This window comes from Streptococcus fermentans, from assembly GCF_040888305.1.
Taxonomy (GTDB): Bacteria; Bacillota; Bacilli; order Lactobacillales; family Streptococcaceae; genus Streptococcus; species Streptococcus fermentans.
This window is the reverse complement of sequence record NZ_JBFNFG010000004.1, coordinates 130,186-149,302: the sequence shown is the minus strand read 5'-3', so window position 1 is coordinate 149,302 and position 19,117 is coordinate 130,186. Positions and strand designations below refer to the sequence as shown.

At 39.7% G+C, this 19,117-nt stretch carries 16 protein-coding genes, 2 pseudogenes and 1 other annotated feature; all 18 genes and pseudogenes read right to left on the bottom strand.

The window, feature by feature from the left end:
- Nucleotides 1–491 precede the first annotated feature (491 nt).
- Complete coding sequence (locus AB2B50_RS05655) at nucleotides 492–1,049, bottom strand: MiiA motif-containing surface protein (RefSeq protein WP_320693303.1); 558 nt, start codon at nucleotides 1,047–1,049, stop codon at nucleotides 492–494.
- A gap of 323 nt (nucleotides 1,050–1,372) precedes the next feature.
- Complete coding sequence (gene ileS / locus AB2B50_RS05650) at nucleotides 1,373–4,165, bottom strand: isoleucine--tRNA ligase (RefSeq protein WP_320692977.1); 2,793 nt, start codon at nucleotides 4,163–4,165, stop codon at nucleotides 1,373–1,375.
- Nucleotides 4,166–4,210: 45 nt separating this feature from the next.
- Nucleotides 4,211–4,422, bottom strand: a binding site (T-box leader).
- 108 nt (nucleotides 4,423–4,530) lie between these two features.
- Nucleotides 4,531–5,206: pseudogene (locus AB2B50_RS05645) on the bottom strand (DivIVA domain-containing protein); the annotation flags it as partial.
- 16 nt (nucleotides 5,207–5,222) lie between these two features.
- The gene (locus AB2B50_RS05640; protein ID WP_320692979.1) at nucleotides 5,223–5,477 is read right to left on the bottom strand and encodes a DivIVA domain-containing protein; all 255 of its coding nucleotides are present in this window, start codon (nucleotides 5,475–5,477) and stop codon (nucleotides 5,223–5,225) included.
- 8 nt (nucleotides 5,478–5,485) lie between these two features.
- Nucleotides 5,486–6,271, bottom strand: coding sequence for a YlmH family RNA-binding protein (locus tag AB2B50_RS05635; RefSeq protein WP_320692980.1), 786 nt, complete (start codon nucleotides 6,269–6,271; stop codon nucleotides 5,486–5,488).
- Nucleotides 6,268–6,531 carry a YggT family protein gene (locus tag AB2B50_RS05630; protein ID WP_075228811.1) on the bottom strand — a complete coding sequence of 88 codons (264 nt, stop codon included), beginning with the start codon at nucleotides 6,529–6,531 and terminating at the stop codon, nucleotides 6,268–6,270. Before AB2B50_RS05630 ends, AB2B50_RS05635 begins: the two co-directional genes overlap by 4 nt.
- Entirely contained in the window at nucleotides 6,531–7,082 is a 552-nt protein-coding gene (locus AB2B50_RS05625) for a cell division protein SepF (RefSeq protein ID WP_320692981.1), read from the bottom strand. Before AB2B50_RS05625 ends, AB2B50_RS05630 begins: the two co-directional genes overlap by 1 nt.
- A 9-nt stretch (nucleotides 7,083–7,091) precedes the next feature.
- Nucleotides 7,092–7,763 (bottom strand): YggS family pyridoxal phosphate-dependent enzyme, encoded by a 672-nt coding sequence (locus AB2B50_RS05620; RefSeq protein ID WP_075227282.1) that lies wholly within the window; start codon nucleotides 7,761–7,763, stop codon nucleotides 7,092–7,094.
- A 5-nt stretch (nucleotides 7,764–7,768) separates the two neighbouring features.
- Complete coding sequence (gene ftsZ, locus AB2B50_RS05615) at nucleotides 7,769–9,025, bottom strand: cell division protein FtsZ (protein ID WP_320692982.1); 1,257 nt, start codon at nucleotides 9,023–9,025, stop codon at nucleotides 7,769–7,771.
- A 17-nt stretch (nucleotides 9,026–9,042) separates the two neighbouring features.
- The gene (locus AB2B50_RS09735) at nucleotides 9,043–9,234 is read right to left on the bottom strand and encodes a cell division protein FtsA C-terminal domain-containing protein (protein WP_398578144.1); all 192 of its coding nucleotides are present in this window, start codon (nucleotides 9,232–9,234) and stop codon (nucleotides 9,043–9,045) included.
- Nucleotides 9,225–10,416 (bottom strand): annotated as a pseudogene (gene ftsA, locus AB2B50_RS05610) (cell division protein FtsA); the annotation flags it as partial. The gene AB2B50_RS09735 and the pseudogene ftsA, both read right to left, overlap by 10 nt.
- A 242-nt stretch (nucleotides 10,417–10,658) precedes the next feature.
- Nucleotides 10,659–11,513 carry a dTDP-4-dehydrorhamnose reductase gene (rfbD, locus tag AB2B50_RS05605; protein ID WP_316108434.1) on the bottom strand — a complete coding sequence of 285 codons (855 nt, stop codon included), beginning with the start codon at nucleotides 11,511–11,513 and terminating at the stop codon, nucleotides 10,659–10,661.
- 215 nt (nucleotides 11,514–11,728) lie between these two features.
- Nucleotides 11,729–12,778 (bottom strand): dTDP-glucose 4,6-dehydratase, encoded by a 1,050-nt coding sequence (gene rfbB / locus AB2B50_RS05600; protein WP_320692983.1) that lies wholly within the window; start codon nucleotides 12,776–12,778, stop codon nucleotides 11,729–11,731.
- 12 nt (nucleotides 12,779–12,790) lie between these two features.
- The gene (locus AB2B50_RS05595) at nucleotides 12,791–13,384 is read right to left on the bottom strand and encodes a dTDP-4-dehydrorhamnose 3,5-epimerase family protein (RefSeq protein ID WP_075227276.1); all 594 of its coding nucleotides are present in this window, start codon (nucleotides 13,382–13,384) and stop codon (nucleotides 12,791–12,793) included.
- Nucleotides 13,385–14,254, bottom strand: coding sequence for a glucose-1-phosphate thymidylyltransferase RfbA (rfbA, locus tag AB2B50_RS05590; RefSeq protein WP_320692984.1), 870 nt, complete (start codon nucleotides 14,252–14,254; stop codon nucleotides 13,385–13,387).
- A 90-nt stretch (nucleotides 14,255–14,344) separates the two neighbouring features.
- Nucleotides 14,345–14,788, bottom strand: a complete 444-nt coding sequence (locus AB2B50_RS05585; protein ID WP_320692985.1) for a polysaccharide biosynthesis C-terminal domain-containing protein — start codon at nucleotides 14,786–14,788, stop codon at nucleotides 14,345–14,347.
- Between the two features lie 98 nt (nucleotides 14,789–14,886).
- A complete protein-coding gene (locus AB2B50_RS05580; RefSeq protein WP_320692986.1) occupies nucleotides 14,887–16,845 on the bottom strand; it encodes a peptide ABC transporter substrate-binding protein in 1,959 nt (652 codons plus the stop codon).
- 158 nt (nucleotides 16,846–17,003) lie between these two features.
- Nucleotides 17,004–18,971: a peptide ABC transporter substrate-binding protein gene (locus AB2B50_RS05575; protein WP_320692987.1), complete on the bottom strand. Its 1,968-nt coding sequence runs from the start codon at nucleotides 18,969–18,971 to the stop codon at nucleotides 17,004–17,006.
- Between the last annotated feature and the right edge of the window lie 146 nt (nucleotides 18,972–19,117).

The following is a 19,117-nucleotide window of genomic DNA, read 5'->3' as shown; positions in this document are numbered from 1 at the left end:
CATAATATCTATAGGGGATTTACCCACTACAAATATTATAGAGCCATAAAAAGTGAGGTCGGGATTTTTTTGTCCCAACCTCTTTTTGTTTGCCTAGTTTACAAGGCTCTATCTCCATATTTAAAAAATAAATAGTTAACTTTTATTTTATAGCAACCATCCTAATGATACTCGATAGGAATTCTCCACTTTAATTTCTATAATTTTCTAGCATTTTAGAAATTTACTTTTTACCACTTTTCCATTAAGTAGCTCAATCAAAAAACCGTAAGAATTTCTTCTTACGGTTTTTCTGGCAATCTCATAGAATCAAGATTCTTAGATTTGCTTTGTTTGAGTAATGGCTTACTCTTCTTCCTTACGTTTTTTAGAGATANTACCACTTTTCCATTAAGTAGCTCAATCAAAAAACCGTAAGAATTTCTTCTTACGGTTTTTCTGGCAATCTCATAGAATCAAGATTCTTAGATTTGCTTTGTTTGAGTAATGGCTTACTCTTCTTCCTTACGTTTTTTAGAGATAAGGAGTCCTCCTGTCACTGCTGCAAGAAGTGCTAGTCCAAGTGAAGCGTTAAATTGTTTAGTACCAGTGTTTGGCAATTCTTTCGCTCCTGCTTTCTTAGCTGGTGCTTGAGCAGATGACTCTTTAGTTGCTTCCTTAACAACTTTATTAGCTGCAATTGTTGCTACTGATCCGTCCGCAAAGGTTACAACTACTGATCCGTCATTGTTAACCTTAACATCTGTCGCAGTTGGGTTAGCTTTCTTAACTTCTTCAGCTACTTTAGCTTTTTCTGCATCTGTCAAGTTGCTTGGATCTACTACTGGAGTAAGAACTGGTACTTTAGCATTATCAGCTTCTTTACCACCTACATTAACATTACCTACTGTTACTGTAGTTGTAGCTGATGGATTTCCTGCTTCGACTGTACCTGTTACTGCTGTGTCACCAGCCTTAACTGGGTTCACAACTGGAGCTGCTGGTGCTTCTTTGTCATCTGCTTTCGCTACAGTTGCTGTAGTTGGTGCTGATTTACTATCAAGATTCAAATTATTTGTTTTATTTTTAAAAAAAGTTCTATTTTATATCAATACATATGCTTGGTATCCTTTTCACCCTATAAATACAAGTATTTTTGATGTGAAAATAAGATTGATTAGTACTGTAAAACATTGAAAATAGTGACTTTTTGTCGATTTTTATTTTATGCGTTTTTTAAAAACTTATTTTTATTTTATTTGTGATTATTCGTATATTTTTTACAAAAAAGATTTATATCAGATCTAAAAACATTTTAGTTTCTATTTTCTAAAATCAGAGAGTATTGATTCTATAAAAAAGAGAGAACATCTGTTCTCTCCAGTATATAAATTTATTTTACTTCAAATCCTTCTGCAACTGCGTCCGCAAAGTTTTCTTCAACGATACTTGCACAGTGGTCACAGATGGTTGCGTTATAGCTACGTTCTGCTGTACTTGGGTCGATACGACGGCAACGATCACATACTTCACCTGCAGCGCGTTCAACTGTAAAGGCCACATCTTCGAAGCTAACTGCGCCTTCTGGAGCTGATCCTTCTGCGATAGTCAATTCTGAGACAATCAAGAGTTGAGCTACATTGCTATCAACAGCTCCAAGAAGAGTTTTCACGACTTCGTTTGGATAAACTGTCAAATGAGCTTCAAGGGATTTACCGATTACTTTGGCATTACGAGCTTCTTCCAAGGCTTTTTGAGCTTGACCACGGAAGTCCATGAAGGCTGCCCATGTATCCAAGATTTCCTCTTGGTTAGCAAATGTTTGAGCTTCTGGCAATTCTGACAATTGAACAAAGTCTTCGGCTTCAAACTCAAGATATGACCAGATTTCTTCCGCAGTGTGAGGAAGGATTGGTGTCAAGAGTTTGGTGATTTTTACAAGGATATCGTAGAAGACAGTTTGCATTTGACGGCGTTCAAGTGATTTGGCACCTTCGATGTAGACAACATCTTTGGCAAAATCAAGGTAGAAGGCAGATAAATCAACGTTGATAAAGTTAACAAGCGCCTTGTAGATGGTCAAGAATTCAAAGTTGGCATAAGCATCACGAATGGTCTTAACAAGCTGGTTAAAGCGGATGGTCATGTACTTGTCAACTGAACGTAATTCTTCGTAAGCCACTGCATCCTCAGATGGATTATAATCAGATGTGTTAGCAATCAAGAAACGAAGGGTATTACGGATCTTACGGTAAGTCTCAGAGACTTGGCTCAAGATATCCATTGAGATACGCACGTCATTGCTTGAGTCAACACTAGTTACCCAGAGACGCAAGATTTCCGCACCAAATTGTTTTTCAACATCACTTGGAGCAATGGTATTTCCAAGAGATTTAGACATCTTTTCACCTTTACCGTCAAGGGCAAAACCTTGTGACAAGATTTGTTTGTATGGTGCCACACCATGGTTAGCCACAGATGTGATAAGAGAAGAGTTGAACCAACCACGGTATTGGTCTGAACCTTCAAGGTAGAGGTCAGCTGGGTATTTAAGTTCTGGACGGTTAACCACGACACCATTCCATGATGAACCTGAGTCAAACCATACGTCCATGATGTCTGTTTCTTTCTTGAACTCGCCATTTGGTGAACCTGGATGTGTAAATCCTTCTGGCAAGAGGTCTTTAGCATCACGTTCCCACCAGATGATTGAACCATGCTCTTCAAAGAGTTGAGCTACATGTTCAATCGTTTCAGCTGTCATGATTGGTGTGCCGTCTTCTGCGTAGAAGATTGGAAGAGGAACTCCCCAAGCACGTTGACGTGAGATGACCCAGTCACCACGGTCACGGATCATGTTGTAAAGACGGACTTTACCCCATTCTGAATGGAATTTCACTTTTTCGATTTCATCCAAGATATCTTGACGGAATTTTGATACTGAAGCAAACCATTGTGGAACTGCACGCCAGATGATTGGTTTTTTCGTACGCCAGTCAAATGGGTATGAGTGAGAGATTTCTTCTTGGGCAAGAAGAAGATTTCCTAATTTTTCAATAACCGTTGGAACAACCTTATCATAGAATTGGCCTTCAAACTCAGCACCAGCATTAGCCATCATAAGCCCACGTTCGTTAACTGTCACAGCAACTTCAAGTCCGTTGGCAACACCGACATTGTAGTCATCCTCACCAAAACCTGGCGCTGTATGGACGATACCAGTACCTGAGTCTGTTGTAACGTGGTCACCAAGGATAACGAGTTCGTCAACAGCTGTATCCCATGGGTGCTCTGTCACGATCTGGTTCAATTCTGAACCACGGTAAGTCGCCAAAACTTGAACATCCGCCCAACCAAATTTTTCAGACAAGCTGTTCAACAATTCCGCTGCAACCACAAACTTACGATCTTCACCAGCAGGTTGAACCAAAACGTAATCAATATCTGCACCAACAGTCAAACCACGAGAAGCAGTGATAGTAAATGGAGTTGTTGTCCAAACAACGATATAAGTATCAGTGTCTAGGACACCTTTACCATCTTTAACCTTATTGGCATAGTAAAGAGAAGTTGACACCAAGTCATGGTATTCAATTTCCGCTTCAGCAAGAGCTGACTCAGATGACCAAGACCAGTAAACTGGCTTAGCACCACGGTAGATGTAGCCCTTGTTAGCCATCTCACCGAAGACACGGATTTGCGCTGCTTCATAGTCAGGGGTCAAAGTTACATATGGATTTTCCCAGTCACCAGACACCCCTAAACGTTTGAAGTCTTCGCGTTGTTTATCTACTTGAGAAAGAGCGTATTCACGGCAAAGTTTCAAGTATTCAACCAAATCCATCTCTTTGCGTTTGACACCTTGTTTGGCCAAAACCTGCTCGATTGGTAGTCCGTGTGTATCCCAACCTGGAATGTATGGTGCGTAAAATCCTGACATAGACTTAGAACGAACAATAATATCTTTTGAAATCTTGTTCATAGCATGACCAACGTGGATATTTCCATTGGCATATGGAGGCCCATCATGAAGAGTGAAGTGAGGTTTCCCTTCATTCAACTCTTGACGACGTTGATACAATTTTGCTTCTTCCCACTCTTTTTGCCAAACTGGCTCTTTGGTTGGAAGTCCTGCACGCATTGGGAAATCTGTTTTCCCTAGATTTAAAGTTTCTTTGAGTTTCATGATATCTCCTTTATGATATAGACAAAATAAAAACCACGACTCGCTAAAAAGGACGAAAACCGTGGTACCACCTTTGTTCGGAAAAAGAACTAGTCTTTCTCCCTCTTTTCCCGTAACGTGGGGAACGTCAAATCCTACTAACTTCAGACTTGATAACTTGAGAGGATAATCTAATCAACAGGGATTGTAGGACTTCCACCAACTCCTACTCGCTGCAAATATGTTTGATTAGATCTTGTTCTCATATTTTCTTTCTTATAAAAGATCAATAGATTCTTTCACGAGTGTTGGTTGAGAATCTTGATTTGAAGAAACGACTCCTTCTACTACTGAGCTAGCAGTATCTGGTCTTGCTTCTTTTTGTGATTCAGCCAATTCTCGATTAGCTGCTTCGATGCGAGCTTGGAGCTCTGCTACTTCCTCAGGTGAAAACTGACGAGTCATATCAATCGGATTGTCATCATGGTAACCAGTAACATCCTCACCCAAAACTTCTCCGACAACTTCTTTAAAAGCTTCGTCACTTGTTTGAAGGTAAGTCGCTGTCGGACGCAAAATTTCTTCCCAGTCAGATGAGTCTACAATAGCCAATTGACTTTCAATTGTAGATTTCAAACGTTGATGGAAGACACGGCTCTTATTCTTCAACTCTTCCGTCTCTACTGCAACCTTCTTAGCATTATCCGTAGCTTGACGCAAGATTTCGTTAGCCTTATACTTAGCCTCATCAAGCAAACGCTGGGCATCTTGTTCTGCCTGTTTGATGATATTTTGTGAGCGTTCATTGGCAGATTGCTTGACGCGCTCCGCAGTATCTTGAGCAATCAATACAGACTGGCTCAATGACTCCTTAATCTCATCAAAATAAGACAAACGTTCCTCTAAATTTTTAATGTGTTGTTCTTTTTCATGGTTACTACGAACAAGCGCTTCATAGTCACGAACAACAATATCTAGAAATTCATCAACTTCTTCAGGATTAAAACCTCTAAACTTGGTACTAAAGGTTTTATCCTTGATTTCTAACGATGTAATTGGCATATTTTTCCTCACTTACTTAATAAAAAATAGAATCATTCAATGGTTCTGGTTCTTGCTCGTTTGTCACTGTTCTCTTAGGAAAATCAGTAGAAAAAGACGAAAGACGTTCTTCTAATCTTTTGATATAGACTTCAGTTTCATCCTTATATCGGACTAGTTCCTCATAGTCAAAATAAATCTTATCCAAGAATTCGTCAACTTCTTCCTTATTATAGCCTCTGAATTTAATGGAGAAAGCTTTATCAATAATTTCTTGTGGTGTAATCGACATGTTTCTTCTCACTTACTTAGTAGTAATTGGACTGTTATTTTTTTCTTATCTTTTTTGGTTTGACCATTTTCTTTGAGTATGATAATCCGTCCGAAGCGTCTGACACTTACTAAATCACCCAACTTAACTTGATAGTCAAATTTTTCAACCAGATGGTAATTTACCTGAACAAACTTTCTTTCTAATAAATCAGCTGTCTGAGAGCGAGACAATTTCAGAACATTTGACAAGAAAGCATCCAAGCGCATACTCGGAACTAAAACTTCCTTTTCCTGATAATCACTCTCGGCTTCTACCAATTCTTCAAAAGATACGACTTCTAGTTTGACAGGCAATCTAGCAATCTTTTGAATCCCATCTTGAAAGAGAGAAGTGAATGTTTGGTCCACAATGATTTGGGCTCTATTCTCCGTAACTAAAATATCACCAAACAACTTGCGATCAATTCCCAGACGATTCAGAACAGTTCCTAAAATCTTGGAATGAGTCAATTGGTCAAACTTACTAGAATAAACAATCTCAAGCAATTCCATTTCAAAATCCGCCAAAGTCGGTATGAAATAATCTGGTGCAAGAAGCACACGACTATACTCACTAGGCACAAAATCATTGCTTGAAAAAACTTGAATCCCATGATGATTCCCCAATGTCTTTAAAATAAAGACCTGATGGGGGTTGATAAAGGGAGTTAGGATGGGAGCGTAGTGCTCTTCAACCTGCCTAAGCCACTCCAATCCCTTATCAATGAAAGGAATATCCTCGACTGAGAAATGCTGATAAATCTCTTTTCTCATGCTAGTATTAAAAGAAAACGGATCAGATAGTTACCGACTAAATGAACTAAAATGACAGCCACCCAAACTGTAAGATCAAAGACACCAACCCTTAGTGGCAAACGTCTCAAGGGTTGAAGGATCGGTTTGACTAAGCTAGTTAACAAACGACCTAGTGCTGTATCATAGGCATTGGGTAACCAAGATAATAGAGCAAAAGCTACAAGTATCCATGAATAGATAGTTGCAGCATTTTGTATAAAACGAATTAGAAAAATCATTACTTCACTCGATTTCTCTTCATATCAAAGTCGAATTCTTCACTCTGAGTTCCATCAGGCAAGCGAATGTCTTCAATATTAACCACAACTCCTACTGGTGTCAAAAGGTACATGGTATTTGCAACCTTTCTCAATTCACCAGCTAGCACATGGCGAGCGCCATCTAAGTAATCTAGACAACGGCGTGCTTGTACTTCAGTCATATATTGGAAGTCAATTAGAATACTTTCGTTGCCTGCCAACAAATCAACGATATCTGTTGCATCTTCGTAGCGACGAGGATAACGAACATCAATGGTTACCTTTTCTGTGCTACGATGGCTCTGCATCGCCAACTCTTGCTGACGAGCATGAAGGCGCGTAATATTTTTCTCTTTAGAATTCACTTGTGAAGATTGTGGTAACTGTTGAGCTCGTGGAAGTTCTTCCTTTGGAGCCGAAACTGAAGTTAAGGTTTGTTCAGACTTTAACTCAGCAACGTTTGGTGCCACCTCTTCTCCATCTTCAGTGAAATAATCTATAAACTTATCAAATTTATCTTTTAGTGACATGGTTATTTCCTATTTAAAAAATGCTGTACCGATTCGAACAAAAGTTGAACCACATTGAATCGCTTCTTTGAAGTCTCGACTCATACCCATACTTAGTTCTGTCATCGGCATATTGGGGAGATGTTTTTCTTGAATGGTTTTTTGCAATTCTTGCGTTTCTTTAAATATCTCTAGTAATTCTTGACTAGTTGCTTCAAATGGAGCCATGGTCATCAGACCTACATACTCAATCTGGTCTAATTCTGAAAGTTCAGGTAAGAGGGCTAACAATTCTTCTTTCGAAAAACCGTGCTTACTTTCTTCCTTAGAAATATTTACTTGCAAAAAGCACTTAATCTTGTGGTCCGCTCGTTTTTGAATTTCCTGAGCTAGCTTTAAGGAATCTAAAGCATGAAAATAATCCACATAAGAAATCACTTCCTTGACTTTACGTCTCTGTAAGGTTCCGATCAAATGCCAGGTAAGATTCTTATCACTCAGAGCATGATACTTGTCAAGAAATTTATCAACACGATTCTCACCAATGTGTTGCACTCCTTGCGAAACCAAAGCTGAGGCTGTTTCAACATCTACATATTTGGTCACCGCAATCACAGAAACCGAATCGTTTTCACGACCGGCTTCCTGAACTGCATTCGATATCTGTTGAAAAACAAGGTTCGTATTTTCTTTTAAATTCATCTTCATTAACGATTTTTAAAGAATGGTGGTGTTTCCAACTCATCTTCATCTGTTGCCGCTGGAACTTCAAAGCGTTCCACTGGAGAAACAACTGGTTCTCCTTGACGAACAATGGCATCGCGTCTCAAATCCCAGTCACCAAAGGCTGATGTCTTTGGCGCTTCTTGACGGCGATAACTTGGAGTTGGAATTTCTGCTGTATCAGCCATATCAAAATTACGATCGAAAGTTTGTGCATGGCTAGTTCGAGCAGGTTCACGATGTGTTGCTTGGCGTGGTTGAGCAGTTACAACTTTCTCAACTTTATCCTGACGTACTCCTGTCGCAACAACAGTCACACGGATTTCGTCTTTCATTGTCTCATCAATAGATGTTCCAAGCCAGATGTTAACACCATGACCAGCTGCTTGGTTAACAATTTCTGATGCTTCTTCAGCTTCAATCAAAGTCAAGTCCAAACCACCAGTTACGTTGACAATCACATCTTCTGCTCCATCGATAGTTGTTTCAAGAAGTGGTGAGTAGATTGCTTTACGAGCAGCTTCTACAACACGTTCTTCACCGCTACCGATACCAATCCCCATAAGGGCATTCCCTTTATTGGCCATAACAGTCTTAACGTCTGCAAAGTCCAAGTTGATCAAACCAGGATTTGTAATCAAATCTGTGATCCCTTGAACACCTTGACGAAGAACGTTGTCTGCTTCACTCAATGCTTCAAGGAGTGGAGTCTTCTTGTCAACGATTTCTAGCAAGTTGTTGTTTGAGATAATCAAGAGTGTGTCAACATGCTCACGAAGTTCGTTAATCCCTTCGATGGCAAATTGTCCACGTTTGCTTCCTTCAAAGCCAAATGGACGAGTTACAACACCGACTGTCAAAGCACCAAGACTTTTTGCAATACGAGCGATAACTGGTGCAGCACCTGTACCAGAACCACCACCCATACCAGCAGTGATGAAGACCATGTCAGCACCGCTGATTGCTTCTGTCAATACTTCTTCGCTTTCTTCTGCAGCTTTACGACCAACTTCAGGTTGTCCTCCTGCACCAAGTCCGCGAGTCAATTTAGGGCCGAGCTGAATAACTGTCTCAGCTTTTGTACTGCTCAAAGCTTGTACATCTGTATTGGCTGCGATAAATTCAACGCCAGAAACGCCTTCGTCAACCATACGGTTGATGGCATTTCCACCACCACCGCCGACACCGATTACTTTAATTACTGCACCTTGTGCTGCTGCTGTATCAAATGAAAATGTCATATTTATATTCCTCTATTTTATTCGTCAAACATGCTTCCAATCAAGCTACGGAAACGATCCGTTAATTTACCTTTGCTCTTTTCTTCTGATTGAAGAGGAGCTACTGGTTCAACAGATTGAGTTGTTTCAGGCTCAGGAGTTGTCACTGTATTAAATACTGGTCGTGGAGAAACAGGTGAAACTGGTTGAGCTGAACTTCTAAAGTCAATCGGTTGGTGGCGTAAACTTTCGTCACCTCGAATTGCTCGTTGGGCCAAAATATTCACTTCAGTAAGACTACCAGCGAATTCTGACAAGCTGATGACATGGGCAAAAGCAGGATTGCGAATACCCACTTGATTTGGTACGAATAACTTAACGCGTACTCCAAATACTTCTTGGGCCAATTCAACGACACCTGGAAGAAGAGCATTTCCACCAATCAAGACAATACCACCTGGCAAGTCTAATAGGTGACGTCTTTCCAAGTCTTGCTTAATTTGCTCAAAAATGTGCTTGATTCTTGCTGAAATAATCTCAGCCAAGTATTCTTCAGTCACTTCAACTGGTTCAACCTCACCGATCACTTCAACTTGGAAAGTTTCCTTGCTAGCTAGTGGTGGATAAGCTTCACCATAGTTCAATTTTAGACCTTCTGCAATTTTCTTAGAAGTCTTGAGAACTTTTGAAATGTCTTTTGTGACATAATCGCCACCCTCTTGGTTGACATTTGTATATTGAAGTTCTTGGTTGCGAATAGTGGCAACAGTCGTTTGACCACCACCCATGTCGATAACAGTCGCACCAAACTCACGTTCACCTTCATTCAAGACAGAGTGAACCATTGCAAGAGGTGAAATAATCACGTTCTCGACTTGAACGCCTACACGCTCAACAGTTTTACGAAGATTGTGGAGGATCGTACGTGGGCCAGTGTACAAGAGACCGCGCATTTCCAAACGCACCCCCATCATCCCGCGAGGATCACGAATTCCTTGGAATCCATCTACGACAAATTCCTCTGGAATAAAGGTGATAACTTCACGGTCTGGAGTCATACTTTTAGTCAAGGCTGATTTAACCACATTTTCGACATCTTGATCCGTAATTTCTTTTGTATCTGATGTCACTGGAATCATGCCTTGAGTTGGCTCAACTTGTAGCAAATTAGCTGGTAAACCAACGTTTACAGACTTGATTGAAATTCCTGCTTTTTCTTCTGCTTGAGAAATTGCAGACTTAATAGCAGTCGCTGCTGCTTCGATGTCAACGATAATCCCATCTTTGACACCTTTACTTTTGGCATTGCTTACGCCAATTACATTTACTTCACCATTTACAAGCTCTGCAACCAACACTTTAATAGAGCTAGTTCCGATATCTAAGCCTGTAAAAAAACCATTTCTAGTCATTACACTGCGTCCTCTCTATCTTCCCAGTTTCACACTTCTATTTTTAATAGCTACACCAAGGTATAACTACTCACAGAATATTATAACACAAAAAATACATTCGTGCTCGAATTTTCTAACATTTAAACAAGCTTTTTCTTGAATTTTTATAATTATCCGACGATTGCATATACGAGCAAATAAAAAAAGAAAGAGAATCTCTCTTCTCTCTCTTTCTGTATACATTTTGGCCTCCAGTAAGGCTATTTTTTAAGGTCTTGTTTGTAGAATTCTTTCAAGGCATCTCGCCAAGTTGGGATGACAAACCCAGTAGCTTTGGCTTTGGCAAGGCTCATCGTTGAGTTTAGTGGACGTTTAGCTTTGGCAGGAAATTGGCTTGAGTCCACTGGCTTGACTTCAACATCTGTATCCTTCAAAATTTCAACTGCAAAGTCATACCAAGTTGTGTCTTCCGTCGCATCATTTGACAAATGATAATAACCAAATTCCTTGCGATTTTCAGCTAGGAAAGTCATGAACTCGGCCAAGGTACGCGTCCAGGTTGGTCGACCATGTTGATCATTTACAACTGTCAATGTCTTATGAGTTTTAGCAAGATTTAGCATCGTGAAGACAAAGTTTTTGCCGTAATTTCCAAAAACCCAGGCAGTACGGATAATATAGAAGTTTGAAACGTGTTTTTCTACAAGCTCTTCTCCCATACGCTTAGTACGACCATATTCAGTTTGAGGATCTGGTTTGTCATCCACTTCCCACTCTTGTCCAACTGGTTTCTTACCGTCAAAGACATAATCTGTAGAGATGTAGACTAGAGTTGCACCATGCTTTTCGGATGCTTTTGCGACATTTTCTGTTCCCGTAACATTGATGGCAAAGTCCAATTCTTTCCCTTCATCCTCTGCTGCATCAACAGCTGTGTAGGCAGCACAGTGGTAGACTAAAGTCGGTTTCACCTCTTCAAAAACTTTCTCAACCATCTCTGCATCGGTAATATCCATCTCAGCCACATCAACAGCAACGTATTCTTCATTACGCTCATCTAACAAATAACGAAGTTCCGTTCCTAATTGGCCATTTGCCCCTGTAATTAAAATCATTTTTCTTCCTTTCAACTGATTCACAATTCTTCGGTATAGCAATAGAGGTTGGGACAAAAAATCCCTACCTCACTTTTTATTAGCAATCAAACTTTGACGCGGTAGCTAATTGGACTTTTTGTTTGACTTTTAGACTTCAAAAACTCCTAATCATCTTCGAGGGGCTGGGACTAGGAAATTGAGATTTTGTCTATCGATTTCTGTCCCACCGCTTTTTATTTTTCAAGAACCTCTTGTGTCTTAGCGTAGTTAGCTTCAACAGCTTCTTTTTCTCCTTGCCACCATTCTTGATTATCTTTGTACCATCGAATCGTTTCTTTGAGACCTTGTTCAAAATTTGTGAATTCTGGTTTCCAACCCAACTCATCACGTAGCTTGCTTGCATCTATTGCATAACGAAGGTCATGTCCTGCACGGTCAGTTACATGATCGTAGGCATCGGCAGATTGTCCCATTTCCTTAAGGATAAGTTCCAAGACTTCCTTGTTGTTCTTTTCACCATCAGCCCCAATCAAGTAGGTTTCACCAATTTGACCTTTTGTCAAGATTGTCCATACACCTGAAGAATGGTCATTGGTGTGAATCCAGTCACGAACGTTCTTACCTTCACCGTACAGTTTTGGCTTAATGCCACTTAGGATGTTGGTAATCTGCCGTGGAATGAATTTTTCAATGTGCTGATAAGGACCGTAGTTATTTGAACAGTTAGAAATCGTTGCCTTGACTCCGAAAGAACGTACCCAGGCTTTGACAATCAAGTCTGAAGCTGCCTTAGTTGATGAGTACGGAGAGCTTGGGTTATATCTAGTTTCAGCAGTAAATTTCTCACCTGGACCTTCACCATGACCTGGCAAATCCTCACGTAGAGGAAGATCACCATAAACTTCGTCTGTAGACACATGGTGGAAACGAATATCATATTTGCGAGCCGCTTCCAAAAGAGTATAGGTTCCGATGAAGTTGGTATGGATAAATGGTGATGGATCATTGAGTGAATTGTCATTATGACTTTCCGCCGCATAGTGAACGATTGCATCTGCTTGAGCTGCCAACTTGTCTACCAACTCTGCATCAGCAATATCACCAACAACTAACTCAACACGATCACCTAAAATTTCCTCAATATTAGCGTGGTTTCCAGCATAAGTCAACTTGTCCAAGACTGTCACGTGAACATCTGGAAAATTCTTGTAAACATAGTGGACAAAGTTGGAACCGATAAAACCAGCTCCTCCTGTCACGATAATTTTTTTGTATTCAGTCATATTCTTTCCTTTTTACAAATCTTCTTTTTTCAAAGGTTTTACATCCTTAAGTAGTGGATGATTTTTATCAGCTTCTGAAACCTCTGCTTCTGCAAGATTTTCCCATTCAATACCAAGGCTTGGGTCAGCGTAGTTCACAAAGGCATACTTAGGTTTGAGCTCGAGAGCCCAGTAGTCATTGACCAGATAACTATAAGAAACTGTATCTGATAGGACTTGGAAGCCATTAGCCACACCTCGAGGAACAAAGATTCCCTTGCTCGCATCAATAACTGTCTGGTAGGTATTTCCGAAGGTTTCACCCTCGCGTAGGTCAACCCAAGAACCCAGAACTTTCCCGCCGTCTGCTACAGAGATGTACTTATCCCAAGGCTCTGCGTGGAGACCACGTAGGACATTTTTGCGTGAGAAAGATACATTGTTTTGCAATTTTCCTTCTGCAAAGAAAGACTCTGGAAAACCAAGTGGAAGCATTTTTTCCTTTTGGAAATTTTCTTTAAACCAGCCACGATTATCTCCATGAACGGGGATATCAAACTCCAACATACCTGGAATTGCATCAACCTTGCGTGCTGCAAGCGTCTTACCAAAAAAATTGTCTGTCATCTATGCTTCTCCTATCAAACGGAGCAGATACTGTCCGTATTCATTTTTCTTAAGCGGTTGGGCTAAGGCCAATACATCTTCACGACTGATATAACCCATGCGATAGGCAATTTCTTCCAAGTTTGCTACCTGAACATTTTGCATCCGTTGCACTGTTTCGATGTACTGTGAAGCCTCTAGTAAACTTTCATGAGTCCCAGTATCCAACCAAGCAAAGCCACGTCCCATAACCTCAACGGATAGATCTCCACGATCTAGATAAGCCTTGTTAACGTCTGTAATTTCCAATTCACCACGCGGGCTTGGTTTAATACTTTTAGCAATTTCCACTACATCATTATCGTAAAAATAGAGGCCTGTAACTGCATAATTTGAACGAGGGCATTCTGGCTTTTCCTCAATAGAAATAGCGTTCATATCCTTGTCAAACTCAACCACACCAAAGCGCTCTGGATCCTTCACATGGTAGCCAAACACAGTTGCTCCCGAATCCTTACCTGCTGCCTTTTGTAACATCTTAGAAAGGCCAGGCCCGTGATAGATATTGTCGCCTAAGATTAGAGCAACGCTATCATCACCAATGAACTCTTCCCCAATGATAAAGGCTTGCGCCAAACCATCTGGACTTGGTTGCTCTGCATAAGAAAGTTTAATCCCAAACTCAGATCCGTCTTGAAGTAAATCTTTAAAACGAGGCAAATCTTGAGGAGTTGAAATAATCAAAATATCCCTAATCCCAGCCAACATCAATGTTGAAAGTGGGTAGTAAATCATCGGTTTATCATAAACCGGCATCAGTTGTTTTGATGCAGCTCGAGTCAAAGGATATAAACGTGTCCCCGAACCACCTGCGAGAATAATACCTTTCATAATAGGGTACCTTTCTATATTGTTAAATCTTGTATTCCATCAACATATTATTTGTCTAATTTCTCTTTTAACTATATTATATCAAAACTATTATTTTTTCCCTAGTAAAGAGAGTTCTTTGTGACTAGTTGTCTTTGTTAACAATAATAGAGATCCGTATACTATCGAATAAACAATAACTTTTAATAATATACTTAATAAATTATTAGAAATAGATAGTAGACTTGAAAATAATAGATATACAAGAGTACCGGTCACAACACTAGCAACTAATGGCTTTGTTGCTATTTTAAGTAAACCTATAATATCCAAATAGTTTCGAGCATAATAAGACATCAAAACACATACAATTATTTCTACAATTACAAGTGTGAATGCTGCACCTCTATAGCCCCAAAATGGTATTGCTACAAGATTTAATAAAATACTAACCACAGCACCAGTCACGACTGAAATTGTAAAATAGCGAACATTATCAGTTGGAATGTTAAAAAGGCCGGGGCAAAAATCCCGACCTTTATGTTTATTGATCATGAAACTTTATCACGACAGCAGATGATTTTTGTTCATTTTTTAAACTATGAGATGAAGTTTGGGTTTACCGATTTCTGTTCTACTACCACTCTTTATACTTATTTCACGTGACTTTCAAAGTCTTTTTGACTCTTTTCGACAGAATTTTTACGTTCTTGTTCCCATTTAGCTTTCGCTTCGTCAAATTGAGCAGTTGTTACTACTTCGTTTTGCAATCTCATGTACTTGTAGTTGTTTCCAGTACCTTTGATTCCGACAAGTGAGTAAGCTCGTGTAAATGGTGTCACACGCGTCACTGAAGCCCCACCACCGTTTGAATTTACAGGGAGCAATAGCGAACTATCAATCAACCAGGCTTGTGCATCTGCATAGTTTTCATAACGTTTTGCCACGTCTGTATTTTCTGCATCTGCCATTTTCAATTTTTGAGTATATTGGTCCAATCCAATACTTGTAATCTTATCAGCATCCTTGCTTGGATCAAGTCCTAAAATCTTGAGATAGAATCCATCCTCAGCGTTGAAAGGATTAAGATAAGTTGATGGATCTTGGTAGTCCGCAGACCAACCATCCAAGTTCAAATCATAGTCATGATCAGCTGTAGTTGGTGCTTGGAATGTCGCATTGGCATAGTCTTCTGTTGAAATTTGAACTACATCAATCACTACATTTTCTGCCCCAAGACTTGATTCGACAGATTGTTTAAGCGAATTAATCTTTGGAAGCAAGGTTTTGTTAACTTGGTCTACAGGCAAGTCCAAATGAATTGGGAAGCTCACACCTTGAGCTTCTAACTCTTTCTTAGCCTCAGCAAATTGAGCTTGTGCTTTTTCTTTGTTGAAGTATCCATCTTGAGCATCTTCAAGATTCATATTTGACCACTGGGTACCGTAGTTTACTAACTTAGATGAAACTGTCTCACCAAAGGTCTTATCTCCAACTTGTACGAAAGTTGGTGGGACAAGCGTGTTACGAAGAGTGTTTTTCGCAGCTTCTTCTCCATTAGACTGAGCCGAGTAGGCAGTACGGTCAATTGCAAAGTTGATGGCTTGACGGAAGTTTTTATTTAAAATAGCAGCTTGGGTCGCTTGTTTTTGTTCATCGCTTGTTTTTGCAGTATGGTTATAAGCACCACGGTTGACGTTAAAGTTATAGTACCAAGATGTTGCATCTTGCAAGCTATAAACGATATTGTCCTTGTATTTTTCCTTTGTCTTAGCGAAGTTTGAACTATTCGGGTAGACACCAGCAGACGAGTAGGCTCCGCTTTCGAAATTACGGATTGTCATATCTTGGTCAGAACCATCAACATAAGCTAATTTAACTCTTTCAATCGTTACTTTATCTTGATCGTAGTATTGAGGATTCTTCTTATACTCAAGTGATGATTTTGATGTAAATTCTTTTAACAAATAAGGACCGCTATAAAGAATACCATCTGGTTTTAATTCTCCAAATTCTTTTCCTTTAGAAGCCAAGAATTCTTCATTAACAGGAAACAAGATACTGTTAGTTGTCTTAGAGTTCCAGAATGGCTCTGGTCGTGTCAAGGTATATTGGACAGTATAGTCATCCAAGGCTTTGACCCCAACATTTGAAAAGTCAGTATTTGCACCTGTCACATAATCATCCAAACCCTTGATTGAGTTTTGAATCAAATCGAGCGCTTGACTCTTGTTGTCAGCTGCATATTTGATACCTGTAACGAAATCTTGTGCTTTAATTGGAGCGTATTCTTCACCGTCAGCTGTAAACCACTTGGCATCCTGGCGAAGTTTGTAGGTATAAGTTAAACCATCCTTAGAAACACTCCAATCTTCTGCAAGGGCAGGAATGAGGTTTCCATAGTTATCATTTTCAAGCAAACCATCTACCAAGTTGGTTACAACAGCAGTGTTATCACCAGAGTAGTCCAAAAGGTAGTTGAAGGTTGTTGGGTCTGCACCAAAGGTAGACGAGTAGGTTTTAGCATCTGATGCTGACTTACCACATGCCGTCAATAAGACCGCAGCAGCAAGTGTCAACCCCGCTCCAATCAAACGTTTTTTAAGTTTCATGTTTTATTTCTCCTTATATGTTAGGTTTTGTAACATGGTTATATTTTAACAAATTTTGTCCAAAAAGTAAAGTTATATACTGATTTGACCTCTCATTGAAAATCAAAAAATAAAGAAATCCCGCTTCAAAACAGGATTTCTTTATTCATTACAAAAGACTATTTAACGTGATTTGCTAGTTCTTTTTGGTATTTGGCATTTGTTTCAATTTTCTCTTTTTGCCATTTCTTGAGAGCTTCTTCGTATTCTTTAGTGGTTACAATATCGTTTTGCAATTCTAAACCTTTAAATACAAATGGATCTCCCTTGATACCAACTTGAGAGTAAGCTTTGGTGAATGGAACTGTACGGCTAACTGTCGGAGAACCACCTGAAGAAGCTACAGGGATAAGAAGTGAGCTATCTGAAACCCAAGCTTGTGCTTTGGCATATTTTTCATAGCGTTTGTTAAGATCGCTCGTTTCTGATGCTGCATCATCCAAGAGTTTCTTGTACTCATCAAGTCCAACTTGAGCCATGACTTCTGGATCTTTTCCTTTTGTGATACCCAAGTGTTTAAGGGCAGAACCCTTCTTAGCATCTAAGATATTGAGGTAGGTTGCTGGGTCTTGATAGTCTGGCCCCCAACCAGTTCCGTTCAAGTCATAGTCTTTTTGAGAAGGCACTTTGGCTTGAGATGTGATACTCATTTTCTCATTGTCCGTCATTTGAAGTACATCGATGACAACATTTTCACTTCCAAGCGCTGCTTCAACAGACTGTTTGAGAGAGTTAGTTTGCTGTACAGCAATGACATCAGTCTGCTCAACTGGAATATCCAAATGAATTGGGAAGGTTACACCTTTAGCTTGCAATTCTGATTTTGCTTTTTCAAAGGCAGCTTTTGCTTTTGTCGGATTGTAAAGGGTATCTTTACCATCTGTCAAAGCTACATCCTTCCACTGGTCTCCGTATGTTACCAGTTGTTCCTGAGCCAATTCACCGAAGGTCTTTTCACCGACCTGTACATAGTCATAAGGCACAAGGCTAGTACGGATAATCTTGTCTGCACCTTCTTCGCCATTCATCTGTGCAGAGTAAGCATGACGGTCTAGAGCGAAGTTGATAGCTTGACGGAAGTTTTTATTGAGAAGCGCTTCTTTAGTTGAAGTTTTTTGGGCATCATCTGTCTTAGCTGTTTTATTGTAAGACTGACGATTTACGTTGAAAGTAAAGTAATAACTAGTTGCTTCTTGAGGACTATAAACGATCTTATCGCCGTATTCTTTCTTAGTTGAATCAAAGCTTGAACTAGTTGGGAAAAGACGAGCTGTCGTATATGAGCCTGACGCAAAGCTACGAATCAATGATTCTTGGTCAGAACCATCGTAGAAGGTAAGCTTGACGTGGTCAATCTTCACATTGTCTTTATCCCAGTAGTTTGGATTCTTTTCGTACTCGATCACTGATTTTGAAGTGAAGTTCTTCAAAATATATGGACCATTGTAGAGAATACCTGAAGGCGCTGCCGCACCGTAATCTTTCCCTTGAGAATTTAAGAATTCTTCATTAACAGGGAGCATAGTCGCTGTTGTCACCTTAGAATTCCAGAAGCTTTCTGGTTGGTTCAAGGTGTATTGAACAGTGAAGTCGTCAATTGCTTTAACTCCAACTGTTGAGAAGTCATTGCTTTCACCACTGACGTATTCTGCCAAACCTTTGATAGAATCTTGGATAAGAGTTAGGCCATCTGACTTACCATCTGCAGCATGCTTCAAACCTGTCACAAAGTCTTGGGCCTTGACTTCAGCATACTCTTCTCCTTCTGAAGTATACCATTTAACACCTTTACGTAGCTTGTAGGTGTAAGTCAAACCGTCCTGTGAAACAGACCAGTCTTCAGCAAGCGATGGAATCAAGTTCCCATATTTGTCATTTTCCAAGAGTCCATCGACCAAGTTAGCAACGACGTCTGATGTTGAACTTTTACTAGTAACGCTATAGTCCAATGTTGTTGGATCAACGGCATATACATACGAAAATGTTGTTGGAGCATCTGCTTTTTTCTCAGTCTTGCCACAAGCTGCCAAAAGAAGAGCTGCGCTCATCGTTATCCCTGCTACTGCGAGCCACTTTTTCGATTTCATCGGTATTCTCCTTTAAAATACTATTTTTCACCATTATACCCTATTTTTATATAAAAGCAAGGGTTTCAAGGTGTTTTTTTAGAAAATTCAAACTAATATTTATTAAAGAAATTTTTACACTTATTTTAGAAAAAAACTCAAGCATC